The 16,239-nt window shown below is 31.8% G+C and carries 17 protein-coding genes; 1 reads left to right on the forward strand and 16 read right to left on the reverse strand.

The genetic code is table 11. The features are described 5' to 3' along the window. Positions 1–101: 101 nt before the first annotated feature. The 14 genes from rfbB to infC all read right to left on the reverse strand — a co-directional run bounded on the left by rfbB (position 102) and on the right by infC (position 12,859). A complete protein-coding gene (rfbB, locus tag NFR44_RS03140; protein WP_251441097.1) occupies positions 102–1,121 on the reverse strand; it encodes a dTDP-glucose 4,6-dehydratase in 1,020 nt (339 codons plus the stop codon). 45 nt (positions 1,122–1,166) lie between these two features. Beyond that, positions 1,167–1,985, reverse strand: coding sequence for a hypothetical protein (locus tag NFR44_RS03145; RefSeq protein WP_251441099.1), 819 nt, complete (start codon positions 1,983–1,985; stop codon positions 1,167–1,169). 209 nt (positions 1,986–2,194) lie between these two features. Then, entirely contained in the window at positions 2,195–3,418 is a 1,224-nt protein-coding gene (locus NFR44_RS03150; protein ID WP_251441102.1) for a CDP-glycerol glycerophosphotransferase family protein, read from the reverse strand. 324 nt (positions 3,419–3,742) lie between these two features. Then, on the reverse strand, positions 3,743–4,906 hold the full coding sequence (locus NFR44_RS03155) for a glycosyltransferase family 2 protein (protein WP_251441104.1): 1,164 nt from the start codon (positions 4,904–4,906) through the stop codon (positions 3,743–3,745). 40 nt (positions 4,907–4,946) lie between these two features. Beyond that, positions 4,947–5,696: an ABC transporter ATP-binding protein gene (locus tag NFR44_RS03160; RefSeq protein WP_251441106.1), complete on the reverse strand. Its 750-nt coding sequence runs from the start codon at positions 5,694–5,696 to the stop codon at positions 4,947–4,949. A gap of 7 nt (positions 5,697–5,703) precedes the next feature. After that, positions 5,704–6,489, reverse strand: coding sequence for an ABC transporter permease (locus tag NFR44_RS03165; RefSeq protein WP_251441109.1), 786 nt, complete (start codon positions 6,487–6,489; stop codon positions 5,704–5,706). A gap of 68 nt (positions 6,490–6,557) precedes the next feature. Continuing rightward, positions 6,558–7,529, reverse strand: a complete 972-nt coding sequence (locus tag NFR44_RS03170) for a glycosyltransferase family 2 protein (protein WP_251441111.1) — start codon at positions 7,527–7,529, stop codon at positions 6,558–6,560. Between the two features lie 2 nt (positions 7,530–7,531). Further along, the gene (locus tag NFR44_RS03175) at positions 7,532–8,338 is read right to left on the reverse strand and encodes a glycosyltransferase family 2 protein (protein ID WP_251441112.1); all 807 of its coding nucleotides are present in this window, start codon (positions 8,336–8,338) and stop codon (positions 7,532–7,534) included. 2 nt (positions 8,339–8,340) lie between these two features. After that, a complete protein-coding gene (locus NFR44_RS03180) occupies positions 8,341–9,138 on the reverse strand; it encodes a glycosyltransferase (RefSeq protein WP_251441114.1) in 798 nt (265 codons plus the stop codon). A gap of 46 nt (positions 9,139–9,184) precedes the next feature. Next, positions 9,185–10,624 carry a sugar transferase gene (locus NFR44_RS03185; protein ID WP_251441116.1) on the reverse strand — a complete coding sequence of 480 codons (1,440 nt, stop codon included), beginning with the start codon at positions 10,622–10,624 and terminating at the stop codon, positions 9,185–9,187. 80 nt (positions 10,625–10,704) lie between these two features. Continuing rightward, positions 10,705–11,577, reverse strand: coding sequence for a UTP--glucose-1-phosphate uridylyltransferase GalU (gene galU / locus NFR44_RS03190; protein ID WP_251441118.1), 873 nt, complete (start codon positions 11,575–11,577; stop codon positions 10,705–10,707). Positions 11,578–11,735: 158 nt separating this feature from the next. Beyond that, complete coding sequence (gene rplT / locus NFR44_RS03195) at positions 11,736–12,086, reverse strand: 50S ribosomal protein L20 (protein ID WP_115309349.1); 351 nt, start codon at positions 12,084–12,086, stop codon at positions 11,736–11,738. A 35-nt stretch (positions 12,087–12,121) separates the two neighbouring features. Next, positions 12,122–12,319, reverse strand: a complete 198-nt coding sequence (rpmI, locus tag NFR44_RS03200) for a 50S ribosomal protein L35 (protein ID WP_006555054.1) — start codon at positions 12,317–12,319, stop codon at positions 12,122–12,124. Between the two features lie 18 nt (positions 12,320–12,337). Beyond that, complete coding sequence (infC, locus tag NFR44_RS03205; protein WP_202922154.1) at positions 12,338–12,859, reverse strand: translation initiation factor IF-3; 522 nt, start codon at positions 12,857–12,859, stop codon at positions 12,338–12,340. Positions 12,860–13,307: 448 nt separating this feature from the next. On the opposite strand from infC, the gene NFR44_RS03210 reads away from it, so the two are divergent. Further along, positions 13,308–14,285 (forward strand): glycosyltransferase family 2 protein, encoded by a 978-nt coding sequence (locus tag NFR44_RS03210; protein WP_251441120.1) that lies wholly within the window; start codon positions 13,308–13,310, stop codon positions 14,283–14,285. Between the two features lie 124 nt (positions 14,286–14,409). On the opposite strand, the gene NFR44_RS03215 is transcribed toward NFR44_RS03210, so the two are convergent. Together NFR44_RS03215 and NFR44_RS03220 are read right to left on the reverse strand one after the other, a co-directional pair. Beyond that, a complete protein-coding gene (locus tag NFR44_RS03215; RefSeq protein WP_251441123.1) occupies positions 14,410–14,847 on the reverse strand; it encodes a HutP family protein in 438 nt (145 codons plus the stop codon). 420 nt (positions 14,848–15,267) lie between these two features. Then, positions 15,268–16,224 carry a dihydroorotate dehydrogenase gene (locus tag NFR44_RS03220; RefSeq protein ID WP_251441367.1) on the reverse strand — a complete coding sequence of 319 codons (957 nt, stop codon included), beginning with the start codon at positions 16,222–16,224 and terminating at the stop codon, positions 15,268–15,270. Positions 16,225–16,239 lie beyond the last annotated feature (15 nt).

The following is a 16,239-nucleotide window of genomic DNA, read 5'->3' on the forward strand; positions in this document are numbered from 1 at the left end:
ATAACCCTACATTTAATTATTTCTCTAACACTTTATTATTTTCCTTTATTTCTCATACACAAAAAGAGCAACCATAGCTGCTCTTTCTTTCATTCATATTCTTATTTATCTCCATACATCGTTTCATAATAATGTTGATATTCACCACTAATAATATCTTCCCACCATTCACGGTTATCTAAATACCACTGAATGGTCTTTTTAATGCCATCAGCAAATTTAGTTTCTGGTAACCAACCTAGCTCAGTATGAATTTTTGTCGGGTCAATAGCATAACGCATATCATGACCTTTACGATCTGTTACATAAGTAATTAAGTCTTCAGATTTGCCTAATTCCTTACAAATCAATTTAACAATATCAATATTGGTCATTTCATTGTGACCACCAACATTGTATACTTCTCCTTCACGCCCCTTGTGAATGATTAAATCAATTGCTTTGCAATGGTCTTCAACATACAACCAATCCCGAACATTTTTACCATCACCATAAACTGGTAGCGGTTTATCATTCAAGGCATTAGCAATCATTAAAGGAATCAATTTTTCAGGGAAATGATATGGCCCATAGTTATTAGAAGAACGAGAAATTGTCACAGGTAAGCCATATGTCCTAAAATAGGCTAACACAAGTAAATCGGCACCTGCTTTAGAGCTACTATAGGGCGAACTTGTGTGCAATGGAGTTTCTTCAGTAAAGAATAAATCTGGTCTATCTAATGGCAAATCGCCATACACCTCATCAGTAGATACTTGGTGGTAGCGCTTAATTCCAAATTTACGACACGCATCCATAAGAACAGCAGTCCCCATAATATTGGTTTCTAAGAAAATTCCTGAATTTTCGATAGAGCGATCTACATGAGATTCAGCAGCAAAGTTAGCAACTATATCCGGCGTTTCTTCTACAAAAAGTTTCTCAATAGCTTCTCTATCACAAATATCAGCTTTTACAAAGCGGAAATTAGGATTGTCCATTACACTTTTTAATGTAGACAAATTCCCTGCATAGGTTAATTTATCCACACAGATAATACGGTGACTTGGATAAGTATTTAGCATATGAAATATGAAGTTTGAGCCAATGAAGCCAGCACCGCCGGTTATTATGATATTCATAACTCTACCACATCCCAAACTACTATAATTATTAACAATTAACCGTTACTTTTTGTTTATTAATTTTTTATCTATCATTTGATAAAATTTGTGCATTATTATTGCTAAAACCATCGTTATAACAAAACAGGCTATTAAATACAAATAATTATGCCCCTTAAAAACAGGTTTTAATATCATCATTGGAATTCTCATAAATATATATATTTCAAAGAGATATGTTCCTAAAAACAACAACACTTTACTTCTAAATTCAAATTTCATTGTTAATAATAAAATCAATGCTACAAAGCTCAGTATCCAAATTTCATACACAATAAAATTTGCTTTATATTGCCCTGACATTACAAAGATAACTACTAATAAACTAAATAAAACAGTATATTTAAAATTAGACTTTAAAAATACTTCAATTCGAATCTTAACCAAACAGTAATACATACCAAAAACATAACAAAGCATAGTATCATACCACCAGGTAGGCTTTTTAGCAGATAATACATACATTTCTAATAAAACCAACACAAATAAAATACCTAGACGCTTATAATTATTTAAAGGTATAAAATTAAAAACTAGGTATGTCAAGCACCACATGGTTAAGATAGCAAAAATGTACCAATCAGAATTACCTAAACTTTTATATGCAACGAAGGATTTTAATGTATGCTCTATTGTTGGGTACTTGCCATAAATAATCTGAATTATTAAATAAAAAAATACTGCTATATCAAAATGAATAATTGTCTTTCCAATTCTCCCCCACGGAATAGCTTTTACATATAGTTCCCCTTTTTTCCTAATGGAATACATCATACCATATCCTGAATAAAATAAAAAAGGTGCTACAATTAATTGTCCCATATAATTACGTAATAGCATATACGGTTTGTCAAATCCCCCATTCATTGTTGTATATGGAACAAAATGAGATAAAAATACTAATATAATAAATATACCATTTATTAATGTTGTGTTCTCTTTATTCAAATACCCCTGATTAAAGCTGTTTCCATAGAACTTATAATTCCCTACTATAAATAATACTATAATAAATAGACAATAAATCATGCTTAATCCCTCAAATTAATAATTTCGTTATAAATTCTTTCACAATTATTCCTATCATTATAAGCAAAAAAACTATCTATTCTTTTTTTGTATTTATCTTTCAATACACAATTAGCTTCCATATATTCTATTAGTCGATTAACCGTATCATCCAAAGTGTATTCTACTTCCCCAAAACCATCTCGCTCATAATCAAAATAGCCTTGATCATATACTTGTCCTGAAAAAAATGTTTCTTTATCAAACTGAGTATATACTACGGGCTTTCTTAAATATGCAAAATCAAATGCAACAGAAGAATAGTCAGTCAATATTAAACTACTAGTAGAAAAAATATCACGATATTTTGTATTAATGCTACAAAATTCTACATAACTATTTTTTTTAAACCAATCTATATACGCAATTAAATTTGGATGTGGCATAAACCGAATTTTATACTTTAATTTCTTTGCTATATCAATTAGTCTTGCATCATTAATTAAGCTATTATAAAAAATAAAGAAGTCTGATTCTTTAAAATTTTCAGAATATCGCTTAACTCCATCTATCACATCACTAGCATTAGTATTTTTATCTACTAAACTGCTTCTCCAAGTTGGCATTATAGTTATTATGTTTTCAGCTTTATCTAACAACCGATCATATCTTGCTAAGCCGGTAAGCTTAACAACGCTTTGATTATAAAAATATTTTCCATTAACTATTGAGTTATACTCTGGTAAAGCACTTGTTACAAATATATCTAAATTTTTAGCATATCTATTCAACCAGCCTGACAAATCATCTTTAATAATGCCATGTTGTAGGAATACCTGTTTTTTCTTCATAAGAATATCTCTATAAAACTGTTCAATTCCAAAAAACGGATTAGACACAAAATCATCACCAGCTGCTGAAATCCATTTATCTGCTAATAAATGATACAGCTTATGTTTCCATGACCTATACTGTAAAACTTTCCCTATTTGAGATACAGAGTCAAAATCTAAGCTATCTTTATGAAGAACAAAATATGCGTTTACTGGCTTACTATTTTCATTAATGAACTTAAACAAAGCTTCCCCATTATCATCTGCCTTATTAATTCGGTCAGAAATTAACCATATTTCTTTTCTAAAAAATGGCTTAATAATATGATATAAACATCTTGCCACTGCCGCTTTTTTACCAGCTTCCCCATGATATATTAAATATTCTTTTAGTAATTTTACTTCTTTAATCAATTGACCAAATATCGTTTTTTTAGTTACAATTAAATTATTATTTTTTATTTGAACTATATAATCATTTACACTAGCGTACGCGTTTCTAAATTTTTTTACAACAGGAAAAAACTTGCCAGCAACTAAATTCGTTCTCTTTATATATTCAAAACCTACTTTATCATATATACCGACAAATAATGAAGAACTTGTATTAAATTCATCTAAAGATATAATTCCTTTATAACCAATTTTATACGCAATTAATTCGTTTAAGCAATAAACTGGTATAACGCGCTCAACTACAGGATAGCATTTTAAATAAGATGCATTAACCTTTACATACTACTCATAAGGAATATCATTCGTATCTCCTATGTACGTATTTAAAAGTTCCACACAAACTGAATCACTATCAAATGATAAAAACTCCAACTTAGTTTGACATCTACCAAGCTTTATAATCAATTGTTGATTTAAATATAGAGCATATTCACCACTTCTATCTATAGCGAGTTTTAAATCTTCTCCATATTTCTTCTTTAATAAAAAACTCTTATGTTCAGGATATAGATTACGTTGTGCTAAAATAATCTCATCATCAATATAGTCCAATGTTCCCAAAAGTTTATTTAAAAACTCATCAGACGCTTTTATTCCTAATACATTGACTATTTGAGTATAATCTGTTTTAAATCGCCACTGTAAATCATACATTAAAGCATATTGAATAAACCAAGGAATTGGCTGCTTTTTATTCACATAATAATTTATTAAGCTATAAGTAAAGTTTTCTAAATAAGGTGTATACCAATCAGCATTCGTCCCACTCTTTTGAATTGCTGAGCTTTCACCTGTTAGTCTCTTTCTATAATAATATTTTCCTTCAGCAAGAACCCCAAGAGTTTGTTTTTTACCTAAAATTTCTAAACAAACTTTAGCATCTTCTGCATACTTTAAATTAGCGTCAAAATTTATATCTTTTGCATCTTCATACTTAATAAATGCTGAGGATAAACTTAATTGTATATAATTATAAACAATTGATAAATCAACAACACGTGTGCCTTTATCAAACTTATAATTTAATAAATGACTCCCTGTTTGTCCATCAAAAAACTCTATCGGTAATGATACTACATCTGTTAACGTATAGTTTTCATCAAAGAATTCACCAACTAAACGAAGTGTGCTACCTTCTAATTTATCATCACTATCTAAAAAGTTTACATATTTTCCTTTAATATATTGTAACCCTTCATTTCTAGCTGTAGAAACGCCACCATTCTCTTTATGTATAACTTCAATATTCTCAGGATATAATTTACCATATTGATCACAAATCGCCCCTGAAGAATCACTTGATCCATCATCAACTAATATTAGTTGAACATGCTCATTAAATCCTATATCTTGAGAGATTACACTATCTATAGCTTCACGTAAAAATTGCTCAACATTATACACAGCCATAACAATAGAAAATTTAAATTTATAGCTAGTTTCCATTCTTATGCATACTCCTCAATGAAATCCAAAAATAACAATTTTAAATTTTTAATTTACCATCTAAAAAACTTTGATACTCATTACAAATATTCTCAACTTCACTACCAAAGGTAATTTGCTTCCCCTTGTGAAGCCATAAAATTTTATTACACATTGAACGCACTTGATTTAGTGAATGTGATACTAAAATTGTAGTCGCGCCACTATCTATAATCTGACGCATTTTTTTCTCACTCTTCTTCCGAAAAGACCCATCACCAACTGAAAGAACTTCATCTAAAATCAAAATATCAGGTTTTACCATTGACGCTATAGAGAAGGCCAATCTTGACTTCATACCAGATGACAGATGTTTAAAAGCTCTATCTTCAAACTCTTGTAACTCAGAAAAAGCGATAATATCTCTATATGTTTCATCCATAAACTTTTTAGTATAGCCTAATAACGCCCCACGCAGGTAAGTATTTTCTCGAACTGTTAAATCTCCATCAAAGCCACTGGCTAATTCAAGTAACGCTGCAATAGTTCCGTTTCGAGTTACACTGCCTTCCGAAGGTCTCATAATGCCAGATACAGCTTTAAGTAACGTGGATTTCCCTGCTCCATTACTACCTATGATACCGAGCATATCGCCTTGCTCTAAAGAAAAAGAAATATTTTTATTAGCCCAAAACTCTTGAATGGAATAGTTTCCTTTTAATCGTCTAATCACATATTCCTTTAACCCTATATTTTTAAAATCACCAGTTACATACTTTATTGAAACATTTTCTACTTTTAATATGGACATAACAACCTCAAATATAATATAAAAATTTATAATTATATTTCTTATAAATAAAACTTCCTATACCAAAAAGTAAGATAGCATAAAATGCTAACAACAAATGAACTCTCATATCTGGAATAGCATTATTAATAACTATACTTCTAAAATAGGTAATACAAACAAAAATAGGGTTTGCATAGAATACAGTTTGAACTTTTAAAGACATACCATCAATACTATAAAAAATAGCTGATCCATACATAACAACTTGTGTAAATAAACGATATAAATATTGAATGTCTCTAAAAAATATAAATAAGGCTGATAAAATTAAACCAATTCCTACATTAATAAAAATTAAACACATAATTGGATAAGCTAATAATAAGAATTTCCAAGTAAAAGGTATCCCATCAACAAACACAAATATGAAATAAATTACCAATATAATAAAAAAATTTATAAGAGCAGATACATTTTTAGAAAATAAGAACAAATATTTAGGAACATTAATTTTACTAAAAATATTAGAATTACTCATTAATGCGCTCATGCCTTCATTTGTAGATTCTGTATAGTAGTTAAAAATAACTTGTCCACTAAATAAGTAAATAATATAATGTTCTGTACTTCGTCCAAAAAATTGTCCAAATATTACAGCAAGAACTGCTAACATAAACAGTGGTGATAATATACTCCATACCATCCCTAAAACAGCCCTTTTATATTTCTGCTTAAAATCCCTTTTTACTAGTTCTGAAAACAGAAATTGGTATTGATAATACCTTAATTTTAACCCATAAAATAACTTCATAAATTATTCCCCTACTTATCTAAGTATCATTTGCTATGATTCATTTTTAATAAGATTCTACTAAAATTTCATAAATATTTTTCTTTTAGTTGTTTAACTCGTACGGCCACTTCTAGTAAATTTAACTGTACAAGTTTACATTTTACCCGAAACTTCCAATCAACAGTCTCTAATTTATTAATTTTATCATAATATCGATTTAACTCTTTTTTTAAGTCCATATATCTATATTTATATTCTAATTTAATAGATGAATTCACCATGAAATATTGAATCATAAATCCCAAAACTTGAGATATATAGCCAATAACACTAGATTCATAGCCTAAACGCTTTAGATATACATACCTATCATGTGCTACCAAACAGCACTGATAACTTTTTTCTAAATTTATCTCCGTAACTAAACTACACTCTCTATAAACATAATAATATAAAGGTTTATGCATATAATATAAAGTTTGAGCTTTTTCAATCAGTAAATGAATAACAGCAAAATCTTCCATACAAGTTATATCTTCTGGGAATTTAATATTTTTATAAAGCTCTCTACGTATAATTTTATGCCATAACTGGCTTTGAATAATCTGATCTTCACCGATATCCTTCAAAAGTTGCTCTTTTTCTAATTTGCAATCCTCATTTCTATAAGACCATATTTTTTCAAAATTATGTTTCAATAAAACATAATCATATATCAATATATCAACGGACTGCTCTTCTAAGGTTGGTAAAATAGATATCCCCCACTCCGAATCAAGATAATCATCTGGGTCAACCCAACTAATATACTCCCCTTTAGCCATTTTAAGGCCTTGATTTCTAGCTGCTGAGACACCTCTATTATTTTCATGAATTACTTTAATAGCATCATATTTAGATGCATATTCATTACAAATTTCTCCACTTTTGTCAGTAGATCCATCGTTAACTATAATAATTTCCATTCTTGAATCTAATTGAACTAATATAGAATCTAAGCATCGTTTTATATATGGCTCTACATTATAGACAGGAATAATTATCGATAGCAAGTACATTATTAACCTCTTTTATATTGTTGTTTCTTAATATTTTTAAATATAAATTGTGGTATTAGTCCCAAGATTATAGGCTTTGCAACGTATGGTAATCCCTTTAACAAAATGTGATTTTTCTTATAACCATGCCATCTAACAACAGCTTCACTAATACGATCTTTCATTGGACGGTATTTTTTACTTCCATTCTCTACATAATAGTCTAATAAAGGTACTTGAATATTATATCCCAATAAGCCTTTACTATATAAATCCATCACTAAAGTATAATCTTCACACCTACGATTAATTTTATCCGTGACATATCCACCAAAATTCTCGAATACATTTTTTCGAAAAACCATACTAGGATGTATAAATGGTATATTCCATAAAAAATCCTGAACGGTTGGTCTTTCAGGCATATGTAAATATCCCCATATACCTTCTTCATTATAAACATTAGCACAGCTTCCTACAAAACTATACTGAAGATTTTTATCTAAAAACTCAATTTGCCTTTCTAATCTTTCTGGATGTGCAATATCATCATCATCCATACGAGCAATATACATCCCTTGAGCAATCTTTATAGCACGATTTAGTGCACCTGCTAATCCTAAATTCACATTATTTTTAATTATCTTTATGCGATTATCATTGGAAGAAAATTTTTCTATAATCTCATATGAATCATCTGTTGAAGCATCATCACATATAATAAACTCCCAATCTGTAAAAGTTTGAGCTTGTATTGACTCAATACTTCTACATAAACTTCTTTTATTTTTACTATTATAAACCCCCATAATAATTGATACTTTTGACATTTTCACCCCCACAAAAATAATTTATAAAATAATTCTCTCATTTTATTAGGAATAAAACGAATCATACCTCTGACAATAATATTAAAGAAAAACTCTTTATAAGTTATGTGCTTTAAATTCAACAAAAACTTCTGGAATTCCAAATCTTGTTTAAAATATTTCAATCCACCACGCCGTTGAAAAAGCTCCGAATTAGCTCTCACCCTAACTAAAACATCAGGCATGTTAGCAACTATATAACCAGCATTTATTATTCTGACCCATAAATCATAATCTTCAAACCATAAAAAATGTCTATAATTTTCCAGTGCTAAAACTATATCTTTTCTAAATATCACGGTCATATGTCGAAAAGGATTTCTTTTTTTTGAAAAAGAAATAATTTTATCATTTGAAGTAGGTAGCTTGGTAGTTCGTTTATATTGATTATCATCAGCAAACTCTTCTACCCACGTTCCTAATAATACACATTCTGGGTGTTTTTTTAAATATTGAATTTGTTTATAGAATCTATCCGGTAAAGAAATATCATCACTATCCATTCGGGCTATCCATTCATAAGAACACGCCTCAACACCAATAGCTAAAGCTCTACCTAATCCTATATTCATGTCAAGACCTATAACTTTAACACGATTATAAACCTTTTTAAAGTCTTCTATTACACGTTCTAATTCTTTTGTTAATGGACCGTCCTTTACAATGACTACTTCGTTAGGCTGTAACCGTTGATTAATAATACTATCTAATGCAGTTTTAAAATATTGAGGGTTTTCTTTATTATAAATAGAAATTAACACGGAAAATCTCATTTATCTCAGTCCCAACATTATACACAAACACTTATTAATAAGCACCTTTACCTTGGATTACAATCTTCACAGTCTTAACCAAATAAACAATATCAACCCAAACCGACCAATTATGGACATACCACGAATCCATCTGTACTCTCTCCTCATACGTAGTATCACTACGTCCGCTGACTTGCCATACTCCCGTGATTCCTGGCGGGACTAAATAAAAATCATTAATATATTCACCATATTTTTCAATTTCAGCTTTTATAATAGGTCTAGGTCCAACTAGGCTCATTTCCCCTTTTAAGACATTAATCAATTGAGGAAATTCATCTAAACTCGTCTTTCTTAAAAAACGCCCAATCTTAGTAATTCGTGGATCATTCTTTAATTTAAAATCTGTATTCCACTCTTTTAATGCTTCGGGATTAACTTCAAGATATTCCTTTAAAGCTATTTCAGCATCAACGACCATAGAGCGAAACTTATAACAATAAAACTCTTTTCCATGCTGCCCTATTCGTTTATGCTTAAATAAAATAGGTCCTGGATCTGTAACATAGATAATCCCAGAAATAATTAAACCAACTGGCAAAAAAACTATCATTCCACAAAGAGTAGAAAGCATATCAAATGCACGTTTTAACCCCCGATAATACGGTCTTGCGAGATTATTTTTAACGTTCACAAGTAACATATTTTCTTCCATCAGCCCCTGCACTGACACATTGGCTGCTGGCATACCGATTAATTCTGGAACGAAAGATACATTTTTCACTAATATTTCAAGTCTATTAATTAACGCTATTAATTTTTTAGGTGGTAATCCTGGAGCGCAAACAATCACATGCTGAATCTTACTTGAAGCTATAATATCGTCAATATCTTCAAACCTACCGAGTAATGGATATTGTGCAATTAAACTTTCACAAACTGGATTATCATCAATAAAACCTAAAATTTCATAACGCATAATTGGATGCCGTTCAAATGAGCGAAGTAATAGTTCTGCAGTTTTTCCTGCACCTATAATGAGTACTGGAATCTTAAGAATACCTGTTGCAATAAGAATTCGCTCCAAAACATAACGTCCTGCTAAAACAGAAAAGAAGGATATTATCCATGAACATAAAATAAATAATCGGGAAACATCTCCAGCAACATTAGCTGCATACATCAAAAAAACAGTTAATATTATACTATATGTAATGCCTTTAAAAAGGTTGCGTACCCGATCCCAATAAGGTAATGCAATTTGATAACAATTAGTCAAAAACAGCATAAATAGAAATAATGCAGGTGCAATAAAAAAAATATAAATACTTTTTATATGAAAATTAGATACAACTTCTGGATAGGCCCAAACTCGCCTAAAATGATATGCACTTAAAATTCCTAAAGATACCATTATATAATCTATAATTAATAAACATAAAGGTAATAAATATGAGGTTTTTCTACTAATACTAAGTATTTTCTGATTCATTAGTCTACCTTTCCGCATATTTAACATATGCAACTACACATGTTATTTACAAATGCTGATAAACTAAAATTTTTAAAATTCTATTCAAACTTATCAATATCTAATTCTAATAAATATTGTCTCAAAGAGCTACTAAGCTCTTTATTTCTTAAACCATATTCAATCATTGCTTGTAAATAACCAAATCGATTTCCTACATCATAACGTTTACCTTCATAAGATAATGCATGGATAGGGCTCTCTAATTGAGCTAGCGCATCTGTTAACTGTAGCTCATTACCAGCTCCTAACGGAATACGCTCTAATTGCTTAAATACATCAGGAGTAAGTATATATCGTCCTAATACAGCTAAATTAGATGGTGCTAATTCCTTTGTCGGCTTTTCTACTAACCCATCAACTTTATATACAGATTCAGTAATAGGTGTTCCTGCAACAATACCATAAGAACTCACCATATCATCTGGTACTATTTGCGCACCCAAAATTGTACTACCACAAGTATCATATGCATCAATCAATTGTTTTAAACATGGATATTCTGGGCTATACACTACATCATCACCTAATAACACTGCAAATGGTTCATTCGCCACAAATGCTTTAGCACAATAAATAGCATCACCTAAACCACGTGGCGCTTTCTGCCGAATGAAATGCACACGAACATTAGCTAAGCGTCGAACCATTTCTAAGTCTTTTTTCTTACCTTGTTGTTGTAATAGTTGTTCTAATTCAACACTTGTATCAAAATGATCTTCAATCGCACGCTTATTACGACCAGTAATAATTAGTATTTCTTCAATTCCTGATTCCACAGCTTCTTCTACAATATATTGTATAGCTGGTGTATCAACAATTGGGAGCATTTCTTTAGGTTGTGCCTTAGTTGCAGGCAAAAATCTAGTTCCAAATCCGGCTGCCGGAATAACTGCTTTTCTGACACGTTTCATAATCTACCTCTATTTTTAACACTAATACTACTATCAAAAAACCTAAAAAAAATAGTACATATTTTAAATATTCCCTACTATTATACCATTTTTACATAAAAAAAGGGTGTAGAAATTCACACAAATGTGAAACCTACACCACTTTTTACTTATAAGTCTTATGCGTTTTTAGCTACTTCAACAAATTTAGCAAAAGCTGCTGCATCGTTAACAGCAAGATCAGCTAACATTTTGCGGTCTACTGTAACACCAGCTTTAGTTAAACCAGCGATAAAACGGCTATAGCTCATACCGTTCAAACGAGCTGCTGCGTTGATACGAGTAATGAACAATTTACGGAACTCACGTTTTTTCGCTCGACGGTCACGACGAGCATAGTATAATGCTTTCATTACCGTTTCGTTTGCTTTTTTGAACAAACGACTACGTGTACCGCGATAGCCTTTAGCTAATTTTAAAATTTTCTTATGACGTGCATGAGCAGTAACGCCCTTTTTCACTCTAGCCATTGTATATTTCCTCCATTATCCAGTAATTCTAACTATTAAGCGTATGGTAAGCATTTAGCAACGCGTTTGTAATCGGCTTTACTAACCAAAGTTGCTTTGCGAAGATTGCGTTTACGAGCAGGGGATTTCTTTTCTAAGATATGGCTCTTAAATGCTTTCGCACGTTTGAATTCACCGCTACCAGTCGGTACAAAACGTTTAGCCGCTGCACGGCGAGTTTTAATTTTTGGCATAATTAGTATCCTCCTCAACTATCCTTTTTTTGCTAATATCATCGTCATGTTTCGCCCTTCAAGCTTAGCTGCTTTTTCAACAACTGCTTGTTCTTCCAATTCTTTGGCAAAACGGGTTAATACATTCTGACCCAATTCAGGATGGCTCAATTCACGGCCACGGAACATGATTGTAACTTTTACTTTGTTACCTTCTGCTAAAAATTTTGTTGCATTTTTCATTTTAACATAAAAATCATGATCCTCAATATGGGGACGAAGTTTTACTTCTTTTAAAGTAAAGGTCTTCTGTTTTTTCTTAGCTTCTTTTTCGCGCTTCTGTTGCTCATAACGATATTTACCGTAGTTCATAATTCGACATACTGGCGGCTTACCATTCGGTGCCACTTCTACTAAGTCCAATTGATGTTCTTCAGCTAACGCAAGAGCTTCACGAGCCGACATAATACCTAACTGCTCATTATCGGCACTTACCACACGAACTTCACGGGCGCGAATTTCTTCATTAATGCGCGGCGTATCTTTGCTAATAATAGTCACCTCCAACAACTTTTTTCTCTATAAATAAAAAACGGACGGCATAATGCCATCCGTAACTAGCTAACATAACTGTTAATGTATTCGACCTATTATTTCGAGACAATAGGTGAGAAGCGGATGGCCTCTACTTCTTAAACAACTCTCAAAAGAGTACTTAAATAGTATATCGAAATATTAGAGTAATGTCAACACATAATTTAAAAACTCAAATTTGACTTACCAGATATACAATTATAGTCAATTTACTCTTAATTTCTTCTTATATACCTCATTAAGTAATACCCTTATACTCCATTAATTAATACCCTTCGTCAACTTTATTTAATTACAATCTAACAAGCAATCTCAACAAGTAAATGTACTTTAATTTGTTACTTATATATAGTATGATATATATGAAATTATACTGTAAACAAAGATTTATTACAATTTCTATTTAGGAGATACTATGGAATCTAAATTATTATCTGTCATTGTGGCAGCCTATAATGCTGAATCATATTTACAAGAATGTATTAATTCTTTAATACACCAAACTTATAAAAATCTAGAAATCCTTATAGTAGATGATGGTTCCACAGATTTAACTGGAACAATTTGTGACGATTTCGCAAAAAAAGATAATCGAATACGCGTAATTCACCAACCAAATGGTGGTCTTAGTAACGCTCGTAACACAGCTTTAAACGCACTAACAGGAGATTATATAACCATCGTTGATGCTGACGACTATGTACTGCCTTCAGCATTCGAAGATGCCATTTCACAGCTTGAACTACATAAGCTTGACTTTATCAGCTTTGGTTCTTTTAGATGTGGCCAAGGCGGTGATGGAGATGGAATTCTGCATTTGAGTTTAGAAGATAAACACATTGAACGACTAAAGCATTGTCTCAGTACAGAAGGAACTATTGGTTGGGCTGTGATATACAAAAAAGAGCTTTGGAAAGAAATTAGAAATCCTGAGGGTCGTATTTTCGAAGACTCGGTTGTAGCTTATCAAATATATAATAAAGCCAAACGTTGTGGATATATTAATAAAAATTATTACTATTACCGTAAAACCGCCACTGGGATCTGTAGTTCAGCTATTTTTAAACCACATTCTCGTTATGACTATATTTTAGCTTGCCAAGATCGTCTCAATTTTGCAATTCAAAAAAATCTCTGCATCCCCCAAGCCAGAACAGCATTAATAAAATCAGTATTATCCTATTTAACTTCTTTTTACGGAATGAATGCACAAAAAGACAATGAGTATTATCATGCAATAAAAATTCTCCAAGAACAAAAAACTTTAGATTATGATAAAAACTTACTTAATAGTAAATATACTTTATTCCTAAAAAGCTTTAATAAGGCTGATTTTATACATAAATTAGGTGCAAAACTCTCATTATTAGGTAAAAAACTAAAAGGCAGATAATGTAATCTTTATGTCTTTTTAATAACTTGAATAGTATAAATTAAAGCACAAATTAAAAATAGGCTGTAAAACAATTAGGATTCTATCCCTTATTTGTCTTACAGCCTATCTTTACTTTACTAGACTATTTCACCACATCCTCTTCCCTTGCCGGCAAGCTTCTATGTGCAATCGCCACAGCAATTTCATTTAGATGCAAAATACCAACACCCACATAAATAGCTACACTAATATGTTCTCGATAGCGGGCAATGCCGATTTTACCACCTACATTAAGCCCTGTAGCTTTACGTTTTAGCTGTTCTAAGGCTTCTTGTGTAGCACCAATAACAGCCCCTTCACCAATATGATTATCAGCCACCACTTTTTGGCGTTGAGCTGCTACCACAGCATGTTCAATAATCTTAGGAATAGACTGCAAAAATTGACCACCAAAATCTACGGCTACAGATCGAATGCCTTTATCTTGTAAATCTTTACGCAGTTCTTGTTCTTTTTGTCTTGTTTCTGTAATCGCCAACTGCAATGCAGCTCGGCCAATTGCAATACTAGTATATTCCATGTACGCCACCTACCATCCTACTCTAAATACATTCAATACTTTAAATACTCTTAAATATAATAAAAGAGTATTTTTTACTTTTAAATTCTCTCTTAAATATTTCTTTTATTATATCACATTCTAAAGCTTTAAACTTAATAAAACCATACAAAAACCCAGTACCACGTTCCCCAACGCAGCACCGGGTTTCTTCATGTACGTATTCAACTATGTACTAACTAACAAGCTTATTTACATAGTTATCTCTATATTCAGTTCAAACTCTCTTAACGTTTTCAAGCCTGTCTTTTACGCTTACATAAGTAATCTACACCAGTACTTGATGAATAAGCATTGACATAAAACGATATCACTTTAAATATGTAACTAATTAACTAGTCAACTAATCAACTAATTAAGTAGCATGTAAAAATCAGCACCTTATTTATACGGCAACAACGCCCCTACTACTTCACTGACATGGCCAATACCATTAGTTTCACAGTATTCGTGCATTTCACGAGCAATTTGACCAATCGCTTGTGGATTTACCATCGAAGCCGTCCCTACAGATACAATATCAGCACCAGCCAGCATAAACTCAATAGCATCAGTGCCAGTCATAATGCCACCCATTCCCATAATTGGCAAATCAAGGGCTTGTGCCACTTGATGAACTAAACGTAATGCCACTGGTTTAACAGCAGGGCCTGACAAACCACCATACAAATTTCCCAAAACAGGACGACGTGTTTTAATATCAATGGCCATACCAAGCAAGGTATTAATTAAACTAAGACCATCAGCACCAGCTGCTTTTACAGCTTTAGCAATTTCCACAATGTCTGTTACATTAGGAGATAGTTTCATGATAACAGGCAAGTCTGTATTTTCACGAACCACTTTACATACAGCCGCTGCACTATCAGCACAAACGCCAAAGGCCATGCCACCATTTTTTACGTTCGGACAGCTAATATTAACTTCAAAACCAGCGACCCCTTCTACGGTTAAGGTTTTAGCCATGAAGGCATACCCCTCTATATCAGCTGCTGAAATATTAGCCAAAATTGGCACATCATATTTTCTAAGTTCTGGCAAAATATGTTCTACAAAGGCTTCAACCCCTGGATTTTCAAGACCAATACAATTTAAAAGACCTGATGGCGTTTCAGCAATACGAGTACCTTCATTGCCATTGCGCGCCTGTGGCGTCAAACCTTTCACCGAAATAGCCCCTACTTCATTGCTAAGATCTAAATAATCAGCATATTCAAGACCAAAACCAAAGGTGCCTGAGGCGGCAACGATAGGATTTTTCATCTTAATACCGCAAAAATCAACGGCTAAATCAGGATAGGAAGGCTGCTTACCATTCAAATCTTTCGTATGATCCATATGTTTATATCCAAG

Source organism: Veillonella intestinalis (assembly GCF_943193155.1).
Lineage (GTDB): Bacteria > Bacillota > Negativicutes > Veillonellales > Veillonellaceae > Veillonella_A > Veillonella_A intestinalis.

Bases quoted from the DNA above. Each gene is read 5' to 3' on its own strand.
- rfbB (WP_251441097.1), bottom strand. From the start codon at position 1,121: ATGAATATCATAATAACCGGCGGTGCTGGCTTCATTGGCTCAAACTTC.
- NFR44_RS03145 (WP_251441099.1), bottom strand. From the start codon at position 1,985: ATGGGACAATTAATTGTAGCACCTTTTTTATTTTATTCAGGATATGGT.
- NFR44_RS03155 (WP_251441104.1), bottom strand. From the start codon at position 4,906: ATGGAAACTAGCTATAAATTTAAATTTTCTATTGTTATGGCTGTGTAT.
- NFR44_RS03160 (WP_251441106.1), bottom strand. From the start codon at position 5,696: ATGTCCATATTAAAAGTAGAAAATGTTTCAATAAAGTATGTAACTGGT.
- NFR44_RS03165 (WP_251441109.1), bottom strand. From the start codon at position 6,489: ATGAAGTTATTTTATGGGTTAAAATTAAGGTATTATCAATACCAATTT.
- NFR44_RS03170 (WP_251441111.1), bottom strand. From the start codon at position 7,529: ATGTACTTGCTATCGATAATTATTCCTGTCTATAATGTAGAGCCATAT.
- NFR44_RS03175 (WP_251441112.1), bottom strand. From the start codon at position 8,338: ATGTCAAAAGTATCAATTATTATGGGGGTTTATAATAGTAAAAATAAA.
- NFR44_RS03185 (WP_251441116.1), bottom strand. From the start codon at position 10,624: ATGAATCAGAAAATACTTAGTATTAGTAGAAAAACCTCATATTTATTA.
- galU (WP_251441118.1), bottom strand. From the start codon at position 11,577: ATGAAACGTGTCAGAAAAGCAGTTATTCCGGCAGCCGGATTTGGAACT.
- rplT (WP_115309349.1), bottom strand. From the start codon at position 12,086: ATGGCTAGAGTGAAAAAGGGCGTTACTGCTCATGCACGTCATAAGAAA.
- rpmI (WP_006555054.1), bottom strand. From the start codon at position 12,319: ATGCCAAAAATTAAAACTCGCCGTGCAGCGGCTAAACGTTTTGTACCG.
- NFR44_RS03210 (WP_251441120.1), top strand. From the start codon at position 13,308: ATGGAATCTAAATTATTATCTGTCATTGTGGCAGCCTATAATGCTGAA.
- NFR44_RS03215 (WP_251441123.1), bottom strand. From the start codon at position 14,847: ATGGAATATACTAGTATTGCAATTGGCCGAGCTGCATTGCAGTTGGCG.
- NFR44_RS03220 (WP_251441367.1), bottom strand. From the start codon at position 16,224: ATGGATCATACGAAAGATTTGAATGGTAAGCAGCCTTCCTATCCTGAT.